General features: G+C 41.5%; 19 protein-coding genes. 14 read left to right on the top strand and 5 right to left on the bottom strand.

Annotated elements, in window-relative coordinates:
- The first annotated feature begins 69 nt into the window (after positions 1 to 69).
- The gene (locus B9Y89_RS05300; RefSeq protein ID WP_085522188.1) at positions 70 to 1,962 is read left to right on the top strand and encodes an LTA synthase family protein; all 1,893 of its coding nucleotides are present in this window, start codon (positions 70 to 72) and stop codon (positions 1,960 to 1,962) included.
- Positions 1,963 to 2,346: 384 nt separating this feature from the next.
- Positions 2,347 to 3,168, top strand: a complete 822-nt coding sequence (locus B9Y89_RS05295) for a manganese catalase (protein WP_085522187.1) — start codon at positions 2,347 to 2,349, stop codon at positions 3,166 to 3,168.
- Between the two features lie 61 nt (positions 3,169 to 3,229).
- On the opposite strand, the gene B9Y89_RS05290 is transcribed toward B9Y89_RS05295, so the two are convergent.
- Positions 3,230 to 3,517 (bottom strand): hypothetical protein, encoded by a 288-nt coding sequence (locus B9Y89_RS05290; RefSeq protein ID WP_085522186.1) that lies wholly within the window; start codon positions 3,515 to 3,517, stop codon positions 3,230 to 3,232.
- A 211-nt stretch (positions 3,518 to 3,728) separates the two neighbouring features.
- Here B9Y89_RS05290 and B9Y89_RS05285 point away from each other — a divergent pair, with 211 nt between their 5' ends.
- From B9Y89_RS05285 to B9Y89_RS05265, 5 genes are all read left to right on the top strand, one after another.
- Positions 3,729 to 4,658, top strand: a complete 930-nt coding sequence (locus tag B9Y89_RS05285; protein ID WP_085522185.1) for a lysylphosphatidylglycerol synthase transmembrane domain-containing protein — start codon at positions 3,729 to 3,731, stop codon at positions 4,656 to 4,658.
- Between the two features lie 206 nt (positions 4,659 to 4,864).
- Positions 4,865 to 5,854, top strand: coding sequence for a C40 family peptidase (locus tag B9Y89_RS05280; protein ID WP_085522184.1), 990 nt, complete (start codon positions 4,865 to 4,867; stop codon positions 5,852 to 5,854).
- 260 nt (positions 5,855 to 6,114) lie between these two features.
- The gene (locus B9Y89_RS05275; RefSeq protein WP_085522183.1) at positions 6,115 to 6,570 is read left to right on the top strand and encodes a chemotaxis protein CheX; all 456 of its coding nucleotides are present in this window, start codon (positions 6,115 to 6,117) and stop codon (positions 6,568 to 6,570) included.
- A 171-nt stretch (positions 6,571 to 6,741) separates the two neighbouring features.
- Complete coding sequence (locus tag B9Y89_RS05270) at positions 6,742 to 7,404, top strand: hypothetical protein (protein WP_085522182.1); 663 nt, start codon at positions 6,742 to 6,744, stop codon at positions 7,402 to 7,404.
- Positions 7,405 to 7,431: 27 nt separating this feature from the next.
- Entirely contained in the window at positions 7,432 to 8,673 is a 1,242-nt protein-coding gene (locus B9Y89_RS05265; RefSeq protein WP_085522181.1) for an efflux RND transporter periplasmic adaptor subunit, read from the top strand.
- Positions 8,674 to 9,357: 684 nt separating this feature from the next.
- Here the strand turns inward: B9Y89_RS05265 and B9Y89_RS05260 are convergent.
- The 3 genes from B9Y89_RS05260 to B9Y89_RS05250 all read right to left on the bottom strand — a co-directional run bounded on the left by B9Y89_RS05260 (position 9,358) and on the right by B9Y89_RS05250 (position 11,436).
- Positions 9,358 to 9,888 (bottom strand): competence protein ComK, encoded by a 531-nt coding sequence (locus tag B9Y89_RS05260; protein ID WP_085522180.1) that lies wholly within the window; start codon positions 9,886 to 9,888, stop codon positions 9,358 to 9,360.
- Between the two features lie 169 nt (positions 9,889 to 10,057).
- Entirely contained in the window at positions 10,058 to 10,438 is a 381-nt protein-coding gene (locus tag B9Y89_RS05255) for a VWA-like domain-containing protein (protein ID WP_085522179.1), read from the bottom strand.
- Positions 10,439 to 10,572: 134 nt separating this feature from the next.
- Positions 10,573 to 11,436 carry a hypothetical protein gene (locus B9Y89_RS05250; RefSeq protein ID WP_085522178.1) on the bottom strand — a complete coding sequence of 288 codons (864 nt, stop codon included), beginning with the start codon at positions 11,434 to 11,436 and terminating at the stop codon, positions 10,573 to 10,575.
- A 748-nt stretch (positions 11,437 to 12,184) separates the two neighbouring features.
- Here B9Y89_RS05250 and B9Y89_RS05240 point away from each other — a divergent pair.
- From B9Y89_RS05240 to B9Y89_RS05210, 7 genes are all read left to right on the top strand, one after another.
- Positions 12,185 to 12,694, top strand: a complete 510-nt coding sequence (locus tag B9Y89_RS05240) for a sigma-70 family RNA polymerase sigma factor (protein WP_176222112.1) — start codon at positions 12,185 to 12,187, stop codon at positions 12,692 to 12,694.
- Positions 12,695 to 13,173: 479 nt separating this feature from the next.
- Complete coding sequence (sat, locus tag B9Y89_RS05235; RefSeq protein ID WP_085522175.1) at positions 13,174 to 14,337, top strand: sulfate adenylyltransferase; 1,164 nt, start codon at positions 13,174 to 13,176, stop codon at positions 14,335 to 14,337.
- A 37-nt stretch (positions 14,338 to 14,374) separates the two neighbouring features.
- Positions 14,375 to 16,168, top strand: coding sequence for an SLC13 family permease (locus tag B9Y89_RS05230; protein ID WP_085522174.1), 1,794 nt, complete (start codon positions 14,375 to 14,377; stop codon positions 16,166 to 16,168).
- Positions 16,169 to 16,204: 36 nt separating this feature from the next.
- Complete coding sequence (locus B9Y89_RS05225) at positions 16,205 to 17,887, top strand: hypothetical protein (RefSeq protein ID WP_085522173.1); 1,683 nt, start codon at positions 16,205 to 16,207, stop codon at positions 17,885 to 17,887.
- A gap of 29 nt (positions 17,888 to 17,916) precedes the next feature.
- On the top strand, positions 17,917 to 19,032 hold the full coding sequence (wecB, locus tag B9Y89_RS05220; protein WP_085522172.1) for a non-hydrolyzing UDP-N-acetylglucosamine 2-epimerase: 1,116 nt from the start codon (positions 17,917 to 17,919) through the stop codon (positions 19,030 to 19,032).
- Positions 19,033 to 19,376: 344 nt separating this feature from the next.
- Entirely contained in the window at positions 19,377 to 20,771 is a 1,395-nt protein-coding gene (locus B9Y89_RS05215; protein WP_085522171.1) for an N-acetylmuramoyl-L-alanine amidase, read from the top strand.
- A gap of 60 nt (positions 20,772 to 20,831) precedes the next feature.
- The gene (locus tag B9Y89_RS05210) at positions 20,832 to 22,763 is read left to right on the top strand and encodes a S8 family peptidase (RefSeq protein WP_176222111.1); all 1,932 of its coding nucleotides are present in this window, start codon (positions 20,832 to 20,834) and stop codon (positions 22,761 to 22,763) included.
- A gap of 31 nt (positions 22,764 to 22,794) precedes the next feature.
- Here B9Y89_RS05210 and B9Y89_RS05205 read toward each other — a convergent pair whose 3' ends face one another.
- The gene (locus B9Y89_RS05205; protein ID WP_176222110.1) at positions 22,795 to 23,808 is read right to left on the bottom strand and encodes a C40 family peptidase; all 1,014 of its coding nucleotides are present in this window, start codon (positions 23,806 to 23,808) and stop codon (positions 22,795 to 22,797) included.
- Positions 23,809 to 23,995: the final 187 nt, after the last annotated feature.

Genomic DNA, 23,995 nt, shown 5'->3' with positions numbered 1-23,995 from the left:
GCCCTATTGATTCTAAACTTTACAAGCTGTTCGAAACTCATTAATATATGGTTTGAGGTGTAAGATTTCATGAACCGCATCATACATAACATCAGACAGCAGCAATTATCTATATTTACAGCGATCTTACTGATCAAATTAATGATGATGAGTTATTTTATTTATTTGACCATTAATTTCCATATCATGGTCTATGATGGGCTATTCATTCTTTCAGTCATGCTGCTGATTGATGCGTTGGCCAAAAAACGACGTTTCTTAAAATTTTTCATAGCCGACATTGTGTTCACGGCTATTTTTATCAGCATTAGTCTTTACTTCGGTTATTTCGGAACACTGCCAACCTATTATGAACTGGGCAGCGTCGGTCAAGTCCCGTCGCTTAATGGCAGTGTGATCGTTCTGTTTTCGCCGCTTGATGGGCTATTTTTTTATGATGTCATCATCATGCTGATCATGTTGCCATTTTATCTCAAGCGAAAAGACGATGTGGAGCGCGTGCCACTACCGTCCAAGCGAAACAAGCTCCAGGCCGTCGTCGCGATAGTCTTCCTTTTAATAGGGACTACTGGATTTTTTCTTAATAAAACGAATGAAATTCTTGATAATGGTGTGCTCGCCAAAAAATCGGGGATCTTTAATATGCAACTCATTCAAGCATATGCTTCCATAAAAGATGACACGCTCGCGATCGATCCAGAGACTTTGACCTTAAATAAGACTCTGAAAATAAAAGGTATCGAGCCCGAACCGGTACAAGAACACCCAAAATTTGGGGTGGCCGAGGGGCGCAATTTGATTGTCATTCAAATGGAATCATTACAAGATTTTGTTATCGGACGAACGATTAACGGCCAGGAAATCACGCCGCATTTGAATGATTTACGAGGACACAGTCTTTATTTCAATAATATCATCCAATCGATTGGAGCGGGCAACACGTCCGATGCTGAATTTCTGATGAATACATCCCTGTATCCAGCTGGTAAACGGCCGACTGTTGATCAATTTATTGACCATAAGTTCCCAAGTTTGCCGAAAAGATTGGCTGAAGAGGGGTATCATTCAGCAACATTCCATACGGATGATGTGACGTTCTGGAATCGTGATGAGCTTTATCCAGCGCTTGGTTATGATGATTGGTACGACAAATCCTACTTTGGCGAACAAGATGTTGTCGGACATGGGGCGAGTGATGACGTCCTCTATTCCAAAAGCATGGATGTACTGAAGAACATGGACAAAAAAGGCCCGTTTTATGCCAATATTGTCTCAATCACTGCGCACTCACCATTTGAAATGCCGCCAGAGAAGCAAGAACTTGATTTGCCGAACAAATACAACGATACCCTGATCGGTGATTACCTGCAAGCCCAGCATTATGCTGACGCTGCTTTAGGGCGGTTTATTAAAAAGCTTAAGGCTGAGGGATTGTGGCAGGACAGCATGCTGTTCGTCTACGGTGACCATTCGGGGATTCATGGTGATTTGATGACCGACGAAGACCGCCGGCTGCTGAACGATTTATTAGGTCAGCCATACTCGCCGTTAGAGAAATTCAATATTCCGTTAATGGTTTCGATCCCAGGGAAAACCAATGACGGACAGACGATCTCGAAGTATGGCGGACAAATTGATTTCATGCCGACAGCGATGTCATTACTCGGTGTCGATTATTCGGACATGACCTTATTTGGTCAAGACTTACTAGCGTATGATCATAATATGTTCGGGATGCGATATTACTTGCCATCAGGCTCATTTTTTAATCAAAATATTTTATATATCGGTGAATCTGCTCGGAAGGGTGTTCGAGTGATTGATCTAAGTAATGGAAAGCATATTGAGGATCAATTGAACAACCCTAAGGACAAATACGACCAGCAATATAAGAAAATGCTGCAACTGCTCGACCAATCTGACGCTTATATTCAGACGCTGCCGACGCGAAACATTGAATAAGAAAAGCCAACGACAAACATCTCTCAGACCATCGTTCACGGTAACGATTCTGAGGGGTGTTTTTTCGTATGGCTTTGTTAAACGTGACTGTTGATTTCCGCTCCAGGCGTTCGCTTTCCGCGGGCAACGCTTCAGCCTCCTCGGAAGAAAACCACTTCCTGCGGGGTCTTCAGCTGTTGCTTTTCCCGCAGGAGTCTCACGCCTTTCTCTCCAATCAATGAGGGCAAATGACAACATTGACTTTGAATCCAGCCTTTTGTATAAAAATACCATTATGGTGGGCCGGTGACACAGCATAATCACCCTGAAGTTGGACAAATTAATTTTGATCATTATCAATCCTATAAGGCAGCGCCCATAAAATTTTTTTAATGGAGGGACACAATGTTTTCACACGTTAAAGAGCTTCAATATGACGCGAAACCAACGAAGCCGGATCCAGTCTATGCGAAGAAACTTCAAGAAATCCTTGGCGGTCAATACGGTGAAATGACAGTCATGATGCAATACCTTTTTCAAGGCTGGAATTGCCGGGCTGAACAAAAGTACCGGGATATGATTTTAGATATCGGAACCGAAGAAATTGCTCACGTCGAAATGATTGCGACGATGATTGCTCAATTGCTTGACGGTGCACCGGTTCAAGATCAAGAGACAGGCGCAAAAGATCCTGCGGTTGAATCAGTATTAGGAGGCATGAACCCGCAGCATGCCATTGTAACGGGAATTGGTGCTGCGCCAACGGACAGCGTAGGTTATCCTTGGAACTCCCGCTATACCATTGCTAGCGGGAATTTACTAGCTGACTTCCGGGCGAACCTTAATGCGGAGTCACAAGGTCGTCTGCAAGTGGTTCGATTATACGAATCGACTACCGATCCAGGCGTCAGAGACATGCTGTCGTTTCTTATCGCACGAGACACTATGCACCAAAACCAATGGATGGCCGCAATTGAGGAGCTGGAACAAAGTCAAAAAGCCATTGTACCGAGTACGTTTAATCAGGACTATGAAAAGCAAGAAGTCTCCTACGCTTTCATGAACTTCTCAGAAGGGGAAGAAAGCAGGCAAGGGCGCTGGGCCAGTGGTGCGAGCCTTGATGGACGGGCTGAATTTGAATATGTCAGTGACCCTGAAGCCATGGGACAAAATCCGCAACTTAACGCGGCACCTCCTTATATTCACGGGACCCCGCCCAATCTTTAAACTAACGACAAAAGAGGCTGACCAAGCACCGTGTAGAAGGTGTGAGGTCAACCTCTTTATACTAAGCGCGTCTGATATTATACACGAAATAGACGATGCCTGTTACGACGTGTAAGAACCAGCCGAGAAAAGGAATTGAGGCAAGCAAAGACGTAATAATCCCAAGAATCGGCGGTGTTTTTGACCATTCATTTTTGAAAGAAATAATTAAAACGATCAGATGTAGGACAAAGGTCACGGCCAAGGCGAACCCGCCGGAAAGCCCAACAATGAGACCGCCAAGAAAAGGGATAGCTAAAAATAACTCAATCGCTCCCGTGATCCATCGCAATGTATTTGAAGACTCCATGATATAACCTCCTTTTATCATCATTTCACTACGACGGTTTTCTGAAAACCGTCGTACTTGCCAAGCGGGAAGTGCTTTTGCACAGAAATACCCAAGCCATCATAGCAGATAAACACTGGTGATTGCGAAGCTTTTCTCTTCCGTTTAATATAGGTATCATGCATGCCCACAAAATTAGGGTGCTTGGCACCTCTAAAAGGAGACGAAACCGTTGTTATACCGGGCAATGATTGGGCTTCTATTAGGTGTTGCTGTCACATCCGTCTTACTTTTGGCAAGTGACATTAAAAATATAGGGACAAGATTACACACTGTGCCGCTCCCCGTGTATGGGTTAGCTGTGTTCGCGATGATGATTGTCTATGCGATCCGTATTAGTAAATGGCATTATCTCACCAAGCATCAGAAGGTTGACATCTCTCTGCGTCAAAACGCCAGTGTTTACATGATCGGGCTCTCCATGGCTATCACACCAGGTAAAGCTGGTGAATTGATTAAAACCTACTGGCTAAGACAAATAACAGGTAAACGTACAACTGTGACATCTGCAGCGGTGTTGTTCGAGCGATTAGCTGATTTGGCCGCGGTTATGATATTAGCTGCTATCGGATTAATCGTTTTTCCGCGAGGCTGGTTTCCCACATGTATGGCGTTTATATTGATGATTGCCGGAGTCATGGTGATTTATTCAAAATCGTTAGGAGCGAGGCTTGTTCATGGGGTGACCTTTCCCGTTGTCCTAAGGCGGTTTCGCACACCGCTTTGGCGTATTTTATTAAGTATTAGACGCTTGCTGTCGGTGAAAGTCTTCACAGTGGCCACTATTCTAAGTTTATGTTATTGGTTAGTGGAGTGTGCCATTTTTTATGGGTTTAATCTGGCGCTTGGTACCCCGATATCATGGCTTGCAGCCCTGTTGATTTTTACACTCAGCGCGTTGATTGGGGCATTCAGTTTCCTTCCTGGTGGTTTAGGAGCGATTGAAGGTTCATTATTTGGTCTCATGATTTTTTTCGGGGCATCGGCTCCAGACGCCTTGACAGCTACGCTGCTGATCCGCTTGTTTACGTTGTGGCTCGGTTGTATCGCAGGCTGGCTCGCCTTGTTGACACATATGATTAAAAAATACATTAAAAAATAGCCTGTCCGTTATAGGTACAACCTCATAAAATTAAATTTTTTAACGCTATTGAACCACGGAATGGCAGGGGACAACGTTTGGATGATATAAAAAACAGGACAATCTACCTAAATTTAATCTATTTAAAATCTCTCTTTAATCTTCTTGTAACATTAATCTACTAAACTAAGACTCGACAAATTCTTTGTAGATTGGACGGTTTTTTCATGAATCCTTTGCAAGTGTTTACATTATCCTTCATGTTGATGGGTGCAGGGCAAGGTGATCAGGAAGCAGCGAACTTGGTGCAGGATGTTGCTTCTAAGTCCCAAGCTAGCAATTATACATATAGCTCAGACAGTGTAGATCATATGAAAGAATGGTACGTAAAGAAAGGCATCGCTCTCAAGAATACAATCAAAGAGAACGAGGTCCAGGAAGCTTATGCCAAGCAGCAAAAACGTGCCCAGAACAACTTGTCTGTACATGATAAGGGAGAAAAAGTAACAAACTTGCAGAAGAAACTGATTACGCTGGGTTATCTCGATGGTGAGGCTTATGGTGTTTATAGTGATTTCACCGCTGATGCTGTTAAGCAGTTTCAAAAAGATCATGACATCAAATCGACGGATGGCATTGCCGATGATAAAACCATCCAACAACTGAGCCAAAAAGTGAAAGACCATAAAAAGAAGATCCGTGAGCGCCAAGCCGAACAAGAACAGCAAGAGGAACAAGTTCATACACGGACCTTTAATAATGACAGCAGTGATCAAGGAAATGCGTCCAATCAAAGAAGTTCAAGTTCGGATCAATCAACAAAGTCGAAATCGTCGTCGGCGAAATCTCATAGACATGTATCCGGCGGCAGTGTGACATCAATTGCCCAACAGCTTATCGGTGTTCCATATCAATATGGCGGTACCACGCCAAATGGTTTTGACTGTAGCGGCTTTATCCAATATGTGTTTTCCAAGGCTGGAGTGAGCGTGCCGCGGACATCAGGAGGTCAATACAGCGCTGGAAGCAGCGTATCAAGCCCAAGCGCTGGTGATCTTGTCTTCTTCTCAACTGACGGTTCTGGTGGCGTCTCACATGCAGGGATCTCCTTAGGAGGCAATCGTTTCATTCACGCCTCATCGTCCAGAGGTGTTACCATCAGCAGCCTCAACGGTTCCTATTGGGACAGCCGCTATCTAGGTGCCAAAAGCTACTAAAATGCATCAAGCAGGTAAGTGAGAGATCGCGTGATCCTCACTTACCTGCTTTTTTTATTTTCAGGTGCAACGCTCCCTTTATAATCTGGTTCTCTTAACCGATATATAATTTGATAGTGAGAAAATGATGACGATCATCCAACTGCAGCGGCAGCTCTTTCAGATAGAATCATCAGACCCCGAATAACAACTGAATACATAGGCAATGGAACAATGAATCATACCCCCGAATCATCAAAATAAGAAAGGTGTGTCACGCTTTGACGACTGCAACAAATGGAACCATTACCCATTTGATCAATGGGACATTACAATCACTTAAGACGGCTCTATCTTTAGACCATTCGATTTCGAAACCCGGTTTGCTTGAAACCCCTTTACAAGTCACATTCGGTGTCTTCATTGGTATTACCGGCGATTTCAAAGGTAAATTGGTGATTAACGGTCACCATCAAACATTTGCTAACATTGGTGAAAAAATGTTCGGGATGCCTTTGGAAGGGGAAATGTTGAAATCCTTCACAGGGGAGATCGGTAATATGATTGCCGGAGGTTTGTCAACGAACATCTATCATCAAGGCATTAAGATAGACATCACAGCTCCGACAGTTATGGATGGTGACTCACAAATAACCGGCTTTAGACAAGCGATCCATGTTCCAGTTCACTTCAACACTGATGAATCCTTTGACCTCTACTTGTTAGTTGATGAATAGGCAGAAAAGCGGGTGTCCCGAAAAATGGGCACCCGCTTTTTTAGTAGGAACGATCCCTTTTCAAGACTAATAGCTTAAAATCAGGGAAGATGTATACAAATAATTGTAGAATATTGTCTAAAATTTGGTTACAATTGAATAAGGAAAGGCAAAATTTTGGAGGATATCCTTATGTATGACGTTCGACTGCTAAGAGGCTTGTTTAAACCGAATCTATCTTTCTATCAATTGACCATCGCTGAAAGCTATAAGGGATTCCGCTGGCGATTGATTCTGTTAATGCTATTAAGTATTATTATTTTTTCCATCAGTGCGGGGTTTGGATTGGGAACGGAAGTGCTATCCGGCAGCTTAGCCCAGGTGTCCCCGGAAACCTTTGCGGCGACAAAATTAATGTACATATTTGGCAAAGCTATTTTGGGCCTCCTGTTTGCTGTGATCATATTGTTGGTTCCAAGTCTATTATATTGGACGTTAACGCCTAGCACTTATGGCAAACTCGTGATTGTGCAACTCTTTGTCCTATCCATTCTTCTGATTGAAAAAGTCATCATGATTCCTCTCGTAATTTGGGGCGGCATCGAGTGGTTTTCCTCACCTTTATCCTTAGGTGTCATCGGACAATTCATCACACATAATGAATTCGTGATTAAATGTTTAGGCATTGTTTCGCTGCTTAAGCTATGGGCCGTGATCGTTCAGTATAAGGGCATTAAACGGCTTAATCGGGAAATGAGTTGGAAGAACATTTTACTGATGGTCGTTATGATCAATGTCATCTTCTGGATCATCGAGGCTGTTTTGGCTTCTGTCAATTTTACACGGCTCATTTAAATTCAAGCTGTAAAAGGGGTGAGGCACTTGAAACCAAAGCAAAAGTTATCGATTTGGGTGGCGGCCATCGTTGTATTTATCGGGGTGAACGTTTATCTGATATACAAGGATAGCAGCGCCGCCGAACGACTTAATTACGTTAGTGATTGGGAGCGTGTAACAACCGATCATTTAGTCGAAACCATTGCATCATCAGGTGTGGTTGCACCTGCGACAACTGAACGTATGTATTTCGATCCTTCCTTGGGTTCCTTCCAATCATTTTTTGTGCAAAAGGGCGACACGGTAGAGAGCGGGGATCCTCTTTATGAATACGCCGTCACCGATGCGGCTGAGAACCGCCAATACTTAGAAGGAAAAATTGATAAACTTGAAGGGCAGATTGACGATATTGAACTGAACATCAACCAATTAGAAACATTAAAGGATACTGTCCCCGAGGAAACAGAAAATGAAGATGTGACTGTCAATAGTGGTGATCAATCAACATCTGATCAAACGCTGGCAACAGAATATGAGATTGAGATGAAAATCTCGCAAAACGAACTTAAAAGGGATATGTTAGAAACGAAACGAGAGACCTACGAAAGTCAGCTGCAAAGCCTTATGGACAGTCCGTCAAGTGTGACCGTGACAAGTCCTTATTCAGGCGTTGTGCAGACCATCCATCACGATTTAAATAATCCTGTTATCGCGATCGCCTCCGAAGACATCGCGGTTCATGGTAAGTTAAGCGAGCAGGCCACGAGACTGGTCAAAAGCGGTATGAAAACCTACATACGGTCATCAGCGGTTAAAGGCAAAAGAACGGGGACGCTTACTGACATCAAGCCCGTGCCTGTCGATGAGCCGGAAACCGAACAAGCGAGCAAGTACGCCTTTACTGTTGAATTGGAAGAACAGACGGAAGACTTACAAGTTGGCTATCATACACAACTGGCATTTGTAATCGATGAAGCCCAAGACGCTTTAGTTTTGCCAGAACAAACGATTGAAACGAACGATAAACAAGACTACACATGGGTGCTATCAAACAATGGTACCGTCATCAAGCAACAGGTCAAAACAGGATTGCAAGTGACAGGTGATGTGGAACTTACCAGCGGTGCTAAAGAGGGTACCCACGTTGTTCAAGAACCTGAACAAGTCAACGATGCCGGTGCCGGATTTATCACGCCGCTGAAATGGGATTTCATTGACACGTCGATCTTCACAGAATTGAACAAGCACGAGGTGTTTGAACATCTTTTGTTAGGCGTATTGGAATAATCAAGTTAAGATCAAAAAAAACAGGCCCACCCTTTTTTAAAGGGTGGGCGCTGTTAGAGGAAAAATGGGTTACCAACCATTATTGATCTCCTCATGTCCATAGTATTCGCATCAAATTGCCTTTCTATAACTGGGATTTGGGGCCTAAATTTCAAGGTAGTATAAGGAAATGATATAGGGTTTAAATCGGATAACCTTATCAGAAAAAATGGTGATTTCGACGGATGATCTATCCGATCGGGTTGTGATTGACCCGATTGACTGGTTCAAGTTGTCAGTGTCCGTAAGTGGACATCTTAGGTGACATACAGTCATAATAATACATATAAAGACAATAGGGTGACGATCAATCCCAAATGACAGATGATTAAAAGGAGGCATCCAAAGTGCTGAACTGGTTAAGAAGAATAACTGGAACAGAAAAGTGTTATCTGTGTCACAATAAAGCCGTGGAGCCCCGGTATTATCTTAATAATCAAGGAGAAAGGGTTGCTGTGTGTTTTAAATGTGTGAGCTATGCGGAAAGAAGGGCCATGAGGAAAGAAAAATAGAAATTAAGAGCTGGTTCTTCTATCTTCAATGGTCCATATAAAAAATCCAATGCCACCTGACATCGGATTTTGGGCTTGCAAGATTAGATGCTTGGTTCGTCTTGCTGATTGTTGCCTCATGGACCTAAAAGCTTTATATCGTCGTTATGGGCGCGCCTAATTTGTTGCATAGGGTATGAAGCAAAGTTAAGCACTCATCAATTTTAGAATAACTTGACATGCAATAGGTGGTGCGGTGCAGTTGTTTTTCTAGTGAGTAGTAGGAGAGATTGAGTTTTAGCTGTCGGCCGTTTTTAAAGGTGACTAACGATGTCTGATTGGTTAGCGAATGAATGTCATGAATATGGCGATAAGCAATCCAATGGCAGTGAAATTGATCGGGTGAGTGTGTGGGAAAGACATAGATGTTTTCGATTGGTGAGACAGGAATCGGTACCTTTTTCGGAATATGCAAGTGCATCTTCACAGCTTTACGTCTTCCATCGTAGGTTGATGCTCTCGCTACGCAAGCCTCATGAATCAATTGGGTCGGTGACTTTATTAAGTAATGATCCCCTTCTGTGTCTATCACCTTCAAATTGTACAGAGAATGGTTATAAGGTATCAGTGCCATTGTACTCCTCGATATTTCATAATGATCTTGCTCAGTAAGAACCTTTTCCATTGATGTTCCTCCTCTTCATTTTTAAGATTATTTCACTAACTGGGGATATATGTCTATTATAACTGAAGGCAACGATAAAACATAGTAGTTTTTACAAAAGAATGAAAATTTTTATAAAAACACAGGACTAATTGATCTTAAAATAAAAAATGACAAGCATATTAGCTTGTCAGTAGGTTTGAATCACTTCTCCAAATGGTGGTTTGGGTTTGAAATTAAATGGAACTAACCAAGTGACATCGTAATTAACTTCAATGTCATCCCAGATATAACCGGTTAAATCCGTTATGTAATAAAGTTGATTGACTTCGTTTTCCTCACACCATTCAAGAACATCTGTATAGGACCCTTTCCCATGTTTCTTATAGGGGATGGCGACTTTTTCTTTGGTCGTTGTTAATTGTCTGATCTTGAAGTCTGCGAATATCATGGGTATTTCAACAAGGGTTTTATTGATCAAATTGATGATATCTTTGATCGTTTCTTTTGGGTACTCATTAGTAGATGTATCAATCGCTAATGCCGAGTTCTTTATTTTGTTTTGGTTCATATCATTGATTAATTCCTCTTTCCAACTAATATATATCACTCCTTATAGGCCTGTTACTTATTATAGTGCCCCAAATTGGGCATTAATATATCTCACTTGGCGAATTAGGATATCATGCATAACACCTAATGAAGTCACATCTCCAGCCAATTCCACTCCGGATGCTTTTCATAGAATTCACGCCGCTTTTCAACCGCGAATAACCCTCTCAGAACTCCATAATAATATTGGACGAAGGACGTTCTGATAGCCCGGCGTTTATAGTGAAACACGGTTTCTTTAAAAGCCTGGATCACAGTCGAAACATGCCATTCCAACGGCATGTTGAAGTGGTAGCTACGGTAGGCCTGCTGGGCTTTTCCCCATAACTTAAAAATCTCATGTGCATGAGCAAAAAAAGGTTTAACAACAGCGACAAAATCTTCAGGAATGTTAGACGGAACAAAGGTATGATCTAGATCTGTCCATTTTGTTTGGGCAGCGTCAAGATCATGTGACTTAACGTTCTCTATGACATTCTTTAGATCTTTTTCTTTAGGAGCTTGAAAAAAACTCGTTTTTTCGGCTGTTGAAGAGTCATGATCTGCGTCACAGCGGTTGTCTATCGATCCGTCACGCTCTGTCAGATGTTCGTCCGACGGTGCATCAGCAGCTTGAAAAACAAAAATATTATGAGAGAAGCCACCTTTTGCTCGCACTGTATGATGTGTCGACAAAATCCCCAATTGTTTCGCCTTCCGTAGCATCCGCTCAAATGTGGAACGTGAGGGACCTTCTTTATGTTTATGATGTCCGGCAGCCACAAGCTTCGCGATCCGTGCATTGCACACACCGACCACCTTCACACTATGCTGCGTCAAAATCGTGAAAGCAAGCCGTTCCCCTTTGGAAAACGCCTCGCCATGATGATCTAAGAATTGTTTGATTGTCCGATTAAACGACGGGACATCGGTGAATTGACTGAAATGTTGATATTGCTGAATCAAACCGGGTTTCATTGATTTTCACTCCTGAGATATGAAATAGGGGTCTTCACTGTATATATAGAGCTCAGAAAGAAAAACGGGGGGGATGTTTTTCAAAAATTGCTGATGAATACTGTTATTTTTCCAAAGGTTGATTTCCGCTCCAGGATGCTCGCTTTCCGCGGGGCGGGCGGTGAGCCTCCTCGGCGCGCTGCGCCTGTGGGGTCTCACCTGTCCCGCTCGTCCCGCAGGACTCTAGCAAGACATCTTGAGTAAGCGGCGCTGAGGAACACACTAAGTTTAAGTGTTCCGAATCTCGACGCACCTTCCGCTCCAATCAACTTTTTCGATCTTTAGCTTTCATAATTTAAAAGCAACAATCTTTCAGAGCCTTTTCAAAAGATCGTTTTTTGCGGGCGGTTTATTTAATTATTGATGTTTTGTGGCAAAAAGGGATGACCTTTCAGTATGAGAGCTGATCGTTCCACAATGCGTATTAACCGTTCCAAAATTAGCGCTCACTGTTCCAAACAGACATTCACAATATCAAACAGACAGCTTCTATAGTGTTTCCGGAAAAAATTTAAATTTGGGGGATTCTTTAAAAAACGCGTACTCGCTCACCCCCAAACTTCAAAAATCTCTCAAGGAAACGTTAAAAATCCCCTCATTCGACACGGAGATTTGTCAATTTTCCTCATGTGAACGACATTCAATGTTTATCTATATTAAAGGTACCGCGGAATTCACAGAAAGGCGCGCTTTTCGAAGGGAAAGCAAAGTGTCACAGTGCGAGGTATCTTTTGAAGAACTGTCTCAAAACTATGATTCTATGATTAAAAAGCAAATCACATCCCTTGGCATCTATAAAGATTACGATCGTTATTACCAGTGCGGTTTGCTGGGTTTGTGGCAAGCCCAGCAAACTTATCAACCAGACAAGGGCAAGTTCTCGACCTATGCCATCGTGAATGTGAGAGGCAAGATGATGGATGAATTGAAACGTGAGCTGAGCTATTTGGAACGTCACAACTTTCCAGATGAAACCTATTTCGGTCAGATTGTCGACGAATCACAGGTACCTATTCTTGAGGAGGATATGCTCGAACCCTATATAGACAAACTTAATAAAGGTGAACAGACCTGGGTGCGGCATGCCATTATTGAGCAAAAGAAGGTTGGGGAGATTGCTAGTGACCTCGGCATGCCTATTGAAACCGTTAAGAATTGGCGGAAGCAGGCTTTGAGGAAATTGAGGGAGGGGCAGGTTAGGGGATTATGCTTTAAATAACTGAGTCAATTTCATCATTCAAGACTAAAGCAGAAAACCCAAACATTTGTCAGTGTGCTTGGCCTATTGATTGCCACTCTAGGCGGACGCTTTCCGCGGGCATGGCTTGAGCCTTCTCATGCTTCGCATTGCGGGGTCTCAAGACTCATGCTATTCCCGCAGGAGTCGCCGCCTTCCGTTCCAATCAACGATGTTAACGCACTGATTTGACAAACGTTAATACATTAGACCGTTCGAGTGTTCGGATCAATGATGAATATAGAGCATTTATGAAATTGACTCAATAACTAAGAAAAAATTAAGAATGAATCGTATCGAATTTTGTCAACCAAAATGTTATAATATGTAGGTCAAAATCGTTAATTTTGCTGGAATGATAGAAATCCTAATTTACTAATGATTGGCGGATATATTCTCAGAATTGCAACGAAGTAACAATAATAAGTATAATTTTAAGATAACAATAGGAGGAATGTTCAATGACTACAACAGCAACCATCGAGCCGCACGGCGGTCAACTTGTTCAGCGCGAATTACAAGGTGCTGAACGCGACGCTTATATGAATCGATTAGGCGATATGCCATCCTTAACGATTTCGAAATGGAGTATTTCTGATGTTGAATTGATTGCGATTGGCGGATTCAGTCCATTAACAGGTTTTATGGGTGAAAAAGACTACAATAATGTGGTTGACAATCTTCATTTGGCGAATGGCGCTGTTTGGAGTATTCCGATTACCCTACCGGTGACTTCTGAAATGGCGAACGGTTTACAGATCGGGCAAGAAGTGGCCTTACAAGGTGAAGATGGGATTACATACGGTGTTTTGCAACTAGAGGAAAAGTATCAGCCTAATAAAGAAAAAGAAGCGAAGAACGTTTATGGGACAACAGATATTGAGCATCCCGGTGTCAAACGTTTATTTGATAATGGAGACGTGTATTTGGCCGGACCCATTGTTATGATCAATCGTCCGAGCCACGAACCATTTGAAGCCTTTTACTATAAGCCCAGCGAAACTCGACAATTATTTGCTGATCTAGGCTGGAACACGGTTGTTGGTTTCCAAACGAGAAATCCAGTTCACCGGGCGCATGAATATATTCAGAAATTGGCTTTGGAGAATGTTGACGGGCTATTGCTGAATCCATTAGTTGGCGAAACGAAGAGCGACGACATTCCAGCTGATATTCGCATGGAAAGCTATCAAGTGTTACTAGATAACTATTATCCTAAAGATCGTGTACGCCTAGCGATTTACCCGGCGGCGATGCGCTACGGCGGACCTCGTGAAGCCATTTTACACGCGCTTGTAAGGAAAAATTATGGCTGTACCCACTTTGTTGTCGGCCGTGATCACGCGGGTGTCGGTGATTATTATGGCACATATGAAGCCCAAGACTTGATTAGTCAGTACGAAGAAGAAATGGGCATGCACATCTTTAAGTTTGAGCACAGTTTTTACTGCCAAAAGTGTGACCAAATGGCTTCTATGAAGACCTGCCCACATGACAAAGAGGATCGCTTCATTTTAAGCGGAACGAAAGTGCGTGGTTTATTGCGTAACGGGGAATTTCCGCCACCGCAATTTACACGTCCTGAAGTTGCTGAGATACTGGTTAAAGGGATGAAAGAAAACTAGTTGATTGACCCATGTTAAGAATAAGGCGTGATCCATTGTGACGTTGAAAATTGGGTTTGTTTTAGTTGTCGTTGTTCTAATGGTGGTCGGGCTTGTGTTTGAAGTGGCCCGGCCTGACATGATTTTATTTAGTGTTTTGACCCTCTTCTTATTAACAGGGGTTTTAACGCCAGAGTTAGCGCTTCAAGGCTTCTCGAATGAAGGCATGTTGACAATTGCCTTGCTGTTTATTATTGCTGGGGCTATTCGGAAAAGCGGCTTTTTTGATCGGTTAATATCTCGTGTCCTCAAGTCTGATCGGAAGCCCAAGTGGAATTTATTCAAAATGATGGTGCCGCTTTCTGGCTTGTCAGCGTTTGTGAATAATACACCTATCGTGGTTACATTTACACCGATTATCCGGAAGTGGTGCGAAGATCATCAACTATCACCATCCAAGTTTTTAATTCCACTGTCTTATTGTACAATTTTAGGCGGTATGATTACGTTAATGGGGACGTCAACCAATTTGGTTGTCCATGGCTGGTTGACTGACCGCGAATACCAAGGTTTTTCCCTTTTTCAACTCGCGATTGTTGGCATTCCAGCAGCGATTGTTGGCTTGATCTATATTGCGACCATTGGTTATAAATTACTGCCGAATTATAAGGCGCTATCTGAAACGTTTGATGAGAATGCCCGGGAATACTTGGCGGAGATGGCCGTTGAACCGCATTATGCGTATCTTAATCAATCGATTGAGCGCGCAGGTTTACGGAATTTACAAGGACTCTTTTTAATTGAGATTATTCGAGGCGATGAACGGATCAGTCCGGTTAATTCAACAACTCAGATCCAATCCGGTGATCGCCTAATTTTCACTGGGATGGTGTCAACCATCGCAGAATTACAGAAAATTAAAGGACTACGCCTAGAATCTGATTCTGACTTATCATTAGATACATTAGAAAGTAAGAACTCTCAGCTCGTGGAAACCGTTGTGTCCCATCAATCGTCTTTACTATATAGTAAGTTAAAGGATACGCAATTTCGAGGGAAGTATGATGCTGCCGTAATCGCTGTCCATCGCAACAATGAACGTATAAAAAGTAAAATCGGTGATATCACACTCAAACCAGGAGATACATTGTTGCTGTTGGCGGGGGCTGATTTCATGAAGCGTCACAGTCAATATAATGATTTTTATGTTGTCACACCCTTGGACACAACACTTGTTTCTGAACAAGAGGCTAAAAGTGAAACGAGAAAAGGCTGGATTGCTGTCAGCACATTGTTAGTGATGATTCTAATGGTCACTTTCCAAGTGCTTTCTATGTTCAAGGCAATGGCCCTGGCCGTAATTATTTTACTGGTGACGAAGGTTATTACACCTGAAGAAGCGAAAAAAAACGTGCAATTTAATATTTTGCTGCTGATCGCCAGTGCCCTCGGGATTGGTACAGCCCTAGACAAGACGGGAGCGGCGAGTTGGGTTGCGTCGGGACTTGTTCAAATCGGACAGCCTCTTGGGATTGTGGCGCTTTTATTTATTATCTATATTTTGACGAATATTTTTACAGAGACGATCACAAATAGCGCCGCAGCTGCGATGATGATTCCGATAGCCGTGTCTACTGCTGAACAAGTAGATGTGGACCCTACAGCATTTGCTGTAATTGTAGCGATTGCTGCCTCGGCCGCTTTCATCACACCAATAGGTTATCAAACGAATTTGATTGTCTATGGTCCCGGTCGTTATCGGTTTGTAGATTATGCTAAAATCGGAACGCCGTTAAATCTTATTGTTATGATTATGGCGGTGACGATTGTTTATTTTTATTGGGTTCAATGACTTTGTTTCATGCTTGTTTCAATTGGGTAGAATGATATGAAGCTGCTTATGAAGGGATTGATACTTGTGATTATAAATAACGACAGAGTATCTGACTTAAAGGCGTATGAAGAAAAATTCGAAGTGGACGGCTTTGAATTTTATTTAAATGGGTTTATTTATATCGACGGTTGCTCGCCAGGAATGGCTTCACTTAAAAAGTTTGCTGAGATGCTTAGAGTTCAGTCGTTGCGGGAAGCAATCAGCCGATTAAAGGGTAACTATTTCCTATATGTCGTTGACCAACAGGCACAGCGTCAATTCGCCTTTATCGATAACAGCGGGATGTATGAATCATTCTATTCTTCCAATCATATCTCAACATCGTTTCTTGATTTGGTTAGATATGAACATTTTACTTCTAATGATCTTGATAAGTATGCTGTTGTCGAGTTTCTTAACTTGGGTGGGACCCATTTTGATCGAACAATACTTGCCACCGTTAAGAAATTCACTGCTGATGATCTTATGACATTTGACAATGGAGTTGTCACTGGTTTAAAGAAAAATAGAACCCACATTGAGGAGGCTTCTGATTATCAAAATATTATAGATTATTTTGAAGCCTTTGCACCTCAGTTAAAAGATCGTAATATCAGTGTTGATCTTACAGGGGGTATTGATTCTAGACTTATTTTCACCATTTTAGATTACTTTGGTCTTCCATTTGAGGCTTCTGTCACAGGGGAAAAAGAAGATACTGATATCAAGATTGCTGAAACAGTTTCAAGGCAGACAGAGCACCAATTATATCGAACAGAACGGCCATCGTCATTGGATGAGCCATCTATTCATGAGGCTTTCTATTATGGTGATGGCTTGTTTGATGTCCTTAGGTTATATAGTGCTCGTCAAGCTCATCAAGACCGGTTAGGGCGGGGGATTGACCTCGTTATCAATGGGGCTGGTGGGGAGCTCTATAAAGATTTCTGGTGGATGCAAGACTTTCCATTTTATAGACGGAAGGCTTCCAATATCAAACGACTTTTAGATACACGGATTCTGCCAATACAAATGCCTGGGGAGTATTTAACAGAGGATTATCGCCAAAGGCATGCCTCATTTAAAAATGAGCTACTTGAAGAGCTAATGGTCTATCAATCTGAGATCAATACAGAAACCTATGATAAGATTCACTATTATTTTAACTTACAAAATAATGCGGGTCGGATTATTACCAGTGCGAATCAATATTTTGATGTTTACTCACCGCTTTTGGAATTAGAAAATATCAGAATGACGCATCATTTGCCGAAAATGACAAGGTTCCATAATCATTTTCATAGGGAAGTCATTACAAAGGTCAACCCTTCAATTGCGAAAATTAAGACAACAGAAGGTGGAATGACGGTATCTTCAAAACCTCACTATCAAATAAGAGACAATATTCTTTATGTAGCGGATCGAGGGAAACGGCTAAGTAAAAAAGTAGGACAAAAGGTGTTTAAGAAAACATTCTTCGGTGAAAAGTATCATCGCAATCACTTTTTTGAGCATTTAAGGCAGTTAGAGACCGTTCACCATTCGATTGATGTCCTTAAAGAAGAAGGGATATTACATCCAGATGTCGTGCTTGAGAATATTCCGGATGCTTCCTTAGGGAAATTAATGTCTTTGGGGATGATTATTAACTATATTAATAAGAATGAGTCATTCATTAGTTATTTTAATAAAAGATAACTACGGAACGAAACAAAGGAGAACCATGAATGTCAAATCCGATTAAAGTCATGACGATCTTCGGCACCCGACCGGAGGCGGTTAAAATGGCGCCAGTTGTTTTAGAGCTGGAAAAACATTCGACAGAGATCGAATCCATTGTTACCGTAACGGCCCAACATCGGGAAATGCTTGACCAAGTTTTAAATATATTTAATATTGTACCCGATTATGACTTGAATATCATGAAGGATCGTCAGACACTGACTAATATAACAACAGAGGCATTACAGGGACTGGACGATATTATGAAAAACGTTCAACCTGATTTCGTCTTTGTTCATGGAGACACGACCACGTCATTTGTGGCCAGTCTTGCCGCCTTATATAACCGAATTGCTGTTGGGCATGTCGAAGCTGGTTTGCGAACATGGGACAAATATTCTCCGTTCCCTGAGGAGACGAATCGTAACTTGACGGGAGTGATTGCAGATCTTCATTTTGCACCGACAGAAACAGCTGCTCAAAATCTATTAAATGAAAATAAACCAAGAGAATCGATTTATGTCACCGGCAATACCGTTATAGATGCTTTAAATACTACCGTTAGAAAGGACTATGCACATTCTGTGGTTGACAAAATTAAGCATAATCGGTTTATTCTTTTGACAGCTCACAGGCGGGAAAATCTGGGAGAACCGATGCGAAATATCTTTCGGTCTGTTAAAAACATCGTCGATGAACATGAAGACGTTCAAGTGGTGTATCCTGTTCATCTGAATTCAGCTGTTCGTGATATAGCGTATGACGTCCTTGGTCAGCATTCTCGTATTCATCTAATTGAACCACTGGATGTGATTGATTTTCATAACATTGTTTCACAGGCCTATATGGTCTTAACGGATTCTGGGGGAATACAAGAAGAAGCGTCATCCTTAGGAATTCCGCTACTTGTTTTACGGAATACGTCGGAAAGACCAGAAGGTATTGAAGCGGGGACTATGAAGCTTGCAGGAACCGATGAAACAGACATCTACAATATGACGAAAGAGTTACTCGTATCCGAAGAGGCTCACAGTAACATGTCAAAGGCTATCAATCCATATGGTGATGGTCATGCTGCCCAACGTATAGTCCAAGCCGTGTGGAGTTATTATCATCAATAAATAATGTGCAAGAACAGATCATTGCATCTGTTCTTTTCTTTATCTTTTTATCTCTGCTTCTAAACGATTCATTCAATTTATGGGGTTGTAAAATATTTCAAAAATCAGTATAAGATCTTTTTATCGATGGGAGTGTTTTATAATGTGGTAGCATTCATAACGCTCCTTAAAATTTAAAATAAGCTATTACTTAGTATTGCACAACTAACTATTCTGTATCATTAGTAATCTAATTGATATTAAACGTTAATCTATTGAAAAATAGTTCGAATAGATTCTATCATTTTGTCGAAATAGTTGTTAAAATGTAGAATGATCAAGTATAGGGGGAGGAAGACAGTTGAATGGTTAGAAAACTATTATTATTATTTGGTGGATTGTTTTTATCTCTGGGGTTATTCCAGCAAACGGCCGCCGCGACACCAAATTTTCCGGATGTCCCGGATAACTATCGGGCGGCAGAAGAGATTAATTATTTATTCAACCAAGGAATTATTGAAGGTTTTCGTAATGGCACGTTTCATCCAAATGAGGAAGTGACCAGAGCCGATGCTGCAGTTATGATTGGGAAGGCTTTAAATTTGGATGGAACGAAACAGAGTACAAAGTTTCCTGATGTCGCCAAAGACTTTTATGCTTCAGGGTATATACAGTCAGCCTATGAAAAGGGCATTATTACTGGGTATAGTGATGGTAACTATCGTCCACATGACAATGTTAAAAGAGAAGAGATGGCTTTCCTCATTTCGCGTGCGTTCTCTTTAAACGAAACAGGCTTTCTTTCTTACACCGATATTAAGCAAAATGACCAAATCTATAAACCTATTAATGAAGTTACAACAGCCGGAATAACCAATGGATTTCCTAATCATACTTTTCGACCGGACGCTTACATATCGCGGGCAGACTTTTCCTTAATGGTCGCCAGAGCAATTAACGAAAAGTTTCGTGTCACCATTACCCAATCAATCTCCGGAAACGGTGTTGTTACAGCTGATGTTCTACACGTTCGCCGTGGACCGTCAACGAACTATGATATTGTTGATAAATTGTACATGAATGATTCTGTAAAGATATATAATAGGGTGGGTCATTGGGCATTTGTCCAAAATAGCAATACAAAAGGCTACGTTCATATGAATTATATCAGGGAAGCAGATGAAGTCTTAGAAAATCGTGTTGTTACAATTGATGCTGGCCATGGCGGCCATGACCCAGGCGCCACGGGTCAAGGACTTAAAGAGAAGAATATTAATCTACAGGTGGCTAAAAAAGTGGCTAAGCATCTAAAGGACATGGGATTATCCCCATTTTTAACCCGAGATGATGACACGTTTTACGAATTACAAGAACGTGTTGATATGAGTGAAAGAGCGGGTGCTGAAGCGTTCGTTAGTATTCATGCTAACTCTTTCAAAGAAGAATCAGCTAATGGTACAGAAACCTATTATTATTCAGCAGATGTTAACCCTTATGGTAAGCAAAGTCGAAAGTTAGCTGATTTCATTCAAGACAGAATGGTTGAAGTGTTTAATTTAAATGATAGTGAAAATAGAGGTATTAAATATGGCAATTTCCATGTGCTTAGAGAGAATAGTGTTCCGGCTGCTCTTGTTGAACTTGGGTTTATCACCAACCCGTCAGATGCTGAGCATTTAAGTTCACCAGCTTGGCAAGATCGTGCGGCAAAAGCTATTGCATTAGGTATTTCAGATTTCTTTCATTATCTATATGAATAAAACAGAGAACGGGCAATAAGTCCGTTCTCTATTATAATGGTTAGACGAAGGATGTTGTTTATGAAAAAGATGGCTATCATTTTATCAATAACTGTTTTTATCCAATATTTATTACCTTTTGCCACTGCTACTGCTACTGCAAGTAATACAAGACATAAGTATCTCGTAACCTTTCGTGGTGAGCCACAATCTGATTTGATTGAAAAGCTTGGTGGAGATGTTCGCCACAGATTTGAGATGCTATCCACGCTTGCTGTTACCTTGTCTGAAACATCTGTTGTTCGTTTAAATAAAAATCCTGATGTTAAATTAGTTGAGAAAGATTTCGTCGTGGAAACAAAAGCACAGATAACCAACTGGGGAATCGACAGAATTCAGGCCAAGCCATTAATAGATTCAAAGGTAACGGGTAAAGGTGTCAAAGTAGCCGTTATTGATACAGGCGTCGATTGTGATCATCCTGATTTAAATATTGCTGGTGGCGTGTCAACGGTCAACTATACCAATTCCTATGAAGACGATAGTGGTCATGGAACGCATGTTGCTGGTATTATTGCTGCACAAGATAATAATATTGGTACAGTTGGTGTCGCTCCTGGGGTTAGTCTTTATGCAATCAAGGCGCTAGGCAGCGATGGTAGGGGTGTTCAGTCTAGTGTTATTGCTGGAATCGAATGGGCGATAAACAATAAGATTGATATCATTAATTTAAGTTTAGCAACGCCGAATGGGTCGAAGGCATTGCAAAGAATGCTTACAAAAGCTTATCAATCAGGTATTATAATTATTGGTGCGGCAGGGAATGTAAAGTCAAATGATGATGGTAATACGGTTCAGTACCCAGCAAAGTACAAGAGTGTTATGGCTGTAGGTGCGATTGATAGAGACAATCAGCACCCGTATTTTTCGGCTGAAGGATCGTCTCTTGAATTAGTTGCACCTGGTGTTAATATTTACAGTTCCTTCTTAGGTGAATCTTATAAAAGAAAAAGCGGGACATCGATGGCGGCTCCATATGTTTCTGGTGTTGCCGCCTTATATGAACAGATTAACCCAAAGGTGATCAATGAAAGACTTAGGGATGTTTTACATCAACGGGCTGTTGATCTTGGCAGCGAGGGAAAAGATACGTTGTACGGCTATGGACTTGTTCAAACCCCTACGGAGCTTAAAGCTGATATTATAAGTCCTTCGACGCCGCACAATTTCACAGCTACTGCTTCAAAATCAGTCATTTCGCTTAACTGGTCGTTATCACAAGATAATCAGGAAGTAGTCGCTTATGAATTATATCGCAACGGAAATAAGATAGATACTATCGCTAGTCAAAAGCATTCGTATCGAGATACCGTTTCTAAAGGGGAATATACTTATAAAATAAGAGCTATTGACCAATCGGCGAACAATTCTCAATTTAGTTCGGCTGTTTCGGTTGAAGTAACATCATCGATGGTAACTTTTTCAGATCTTAATGGAAGCGAATGGTTTGCTAATGAAGTTCAATTTCTTGCGAGCAACCAAGGAATTAAGGGCTTTCCAGATGGCACATTTCGTTCCCAATACCCTATTAATCGGGCCAATGCGGCGGTCATCATAGGAAGGCTGTTAGGTTTAGACATTGAACAAACAACAACTGTTTTTTCTGATGTTCCGCAAAAATACTATGCTTCAGGTTATATTCAATCGGCTGTTGAAGAGGGAATTATTAAAGGACGTGGAAACGGAACTTATGGACCAAAAGATAGCATTACCAGAGAAGAAGTGGCGCTTTTAGTGGCCAGAGCATTTTCATTATCGGATATGACGCATTCGTGTTTTTTAGATGTGAATTCATCAATGAATTCTTATAAGGCGATTAATCAACTTTGCAGTGCGGGGATTACCAATGGCTATAGGGATGGGACATTCAGGCCGGATCATTATGTTACACGGGCGGAGTTTTCTGTGTTTGTAGCAAGAGCGATCCATGATGCATTTAAATTATATCACTAAAAAGCCAGGATCTAAAAAAGATCCTAGCTTTTTAGTATAGAGCTCTGTATAGGAAGACAACAAACTCTGCCCGTGTTGTTTCTTCTTTTGGTTTGAAGGTGTTATTTTTATAACCCGTTGTTAAACCAGCGGCAGCCATTGCCTGAATACTGTCATAAGACCAGTCGTCTTCACTGACATCTTTAAAATCAACTTTTCTAGTATCAGCTGATAAGTTAAATACTTTAGTAAACAATGCAGCGACTTCCTGGCGAGTGATGGGCTGGTTAGGTTTAAATGTGCCATTTTTATATCCGTCAATATAGCCAGCCTTGTCTGCTGCATTAATCGCACCTGCGCCCCAAAAGTTGGATGAAACGTCGCTGAACGACCCACTGGAACTGGACGTGTCAAGATTAAAGTGATTGGCAAGGATTTGTGCAACTTCAGCTCGGCTAATGGTTTGCCTAGGACGGAAGGTGTCATCTTTATAGCCATTAATAACGTTATTTTTGCTTAGTTTAGTAATTTTTTCGTAAGCCCAGTAGCTTTTTGCAACGTCATAGTAATGTCCATTTGATAGTGGCTTTGGGTCAACATCTTGCTTTTTGATTGGCTCATTAATGACTCGTCGAGCACCTAAATATTTCGGTCCCCAGTAGTAAGGGCTGTTAATATTGTCAATCGTGACGCCATCTGTGGAAGAGGTATGAATAAAGTCCCCTCCGCCAATATATATGCCGGAATGGGATGGTCCGCTCTTATAAGTTTCAAAGAAAACAATGTCTCCACGTTTTAAATGAGATTTGGAAACGGCTTTTCCAGCTTGGTATTGTTGACTTGTTGTCCGGGGTATATTGATGCCAACTTTGTTAAATGCATATTGGACAAAGCCTGAACAATCAAAGCCCTTAGGTGTGGTTCCCCCCCAGCGATAGGGAGTCCCTATGTGTTGTTTTGCAGCGGTGACAACGTCATCACGCGTATTTGCCTGGGACTGTGGTACAAAGAAGACTGTGAACACTGTCAGTATTGAAATGACTAGTGTTAATGTTTTTCTGGCCAACCCTTTATCCTCCATTTATTTCAAATATTGATCCTAACATGTTGAGTCTAGCACATGAATTTAGTATGTGAGATTACAGTTTCATAATAATAAACGTCGAACTTGCAAACTTTTTGTAATATATCAACGGTAATTCTAATAGGACATCTGCATTAATATTCCTTATTTAATATGAAAAATGAGGAAA

It is taken from the genome of Tuberibacillus sp. Marseille-P3662, assembly GCF_900178005.1.
Taxonomy (GTDB): Bacteria; Bacillota; Bacilli; order Bacillales; family Sporolactobacillaceae; genus Marseille-P3662.
This window is presented reverse-complemented; position numbering and strand designations above follow the sequence as displayed.

What these genes read in the sequence shown, in the direction of transcription:
- B9Y89_RS05300 (WP_085522188.1), top strand. Translation starts at nt 70, where the DNA reads ATGAACCGCATCATACATAACATCAGACAGCAGCAATTATCTATATTT.
- B9Y89_RS05295 (WP_085522187.1), top strand. Translation starts at nt 2,347, where the DNA reads ATGTTTTCACACGTTAAAGAGCTTCAATATGACGCGAAACCAACGAAG.
- B9Y89_RS05290 (WP_085522186.1), bottom strand. Translation starts at nt 3,517, where the DNA reads ATGGAGTCTTCAAATACATTGCGATGGATCACGGGAGCGATTGAGTTA.
- B9Y89_RS05280 (WP_085522184.1), top strand. Translation starts at nt 4,865, where the DNA reads ATGAATCCTTTGCAAGTGTTTACATTATCCTTCATGTTGATGGGTGCA.
- B9Y89_RS05270 (WP_085522182.1), top strand. Translation starts at nt 6,742, where the DNA reads ATGTATGACGTTCGACTGCTAAGAGGCTTGTTTAAACCGAATCTATCT.
- B9Y89_RS05260 (WP_085522180.1), bottom strand. Translation starts at nt 9,888, where the DNA reads ATGGAAAAGGTTCTTACTGAGCAAGATCATTATGAAATATCGAGGAGT.
- B9Y89_RS05255 (WP_085522179.1), bottom strand. Translation starts at nt 10,438, where the DNA reads ATGAACCAAAACAAAATAAAGAACTCGGCATTAGCGATTGATACATCT.
- B9Y89_RS05250 (WP_085522178.1), bottom strand. Translation starts at nt 11,436, where the DNA reads ATGAAACCCGGTTTGATTCAGCAATATCAACATTTCAGTCAATTCACC.
- sat (WP_085522175.1), top strand. Translation starts at nt 13,174, where the DNA reads ATGACTACAACAGCAACCATCGAGCCGCACGGCGGTCAACTTGTTCAG.
- B9Y89_RS05225 (WP_085522173.1), top strand. Translation starts at nt 16,205, where the DNA reads ATGAAGCTGCTTATGAAGGGATTGATACTTGTGATTATAAATAACGAC.
- wecB (WP_085522172.1), top strand. Translation starts at nt 17,917, where the DNA reads ATGTCAAATCCGATTAAAGTCATGACGATCTTCGGCACCCGACCGGAG.
- B9Y89_RS05215 (WP_085522171.1), top strand. Translation starts at nt 19,377, where the DNA reads ATGGTTAGAAAACTATTATTATTATTTGGTGGATTGTTTTTATCTCTG.
- B9Y89_RS05210 (WP_176222111.1), top strand. Translation starts at nt 20,832, where the DNA reads ATGAAAAAGATGGCTATCATTTTATCAATAACTGTTTTTATCCAATAT.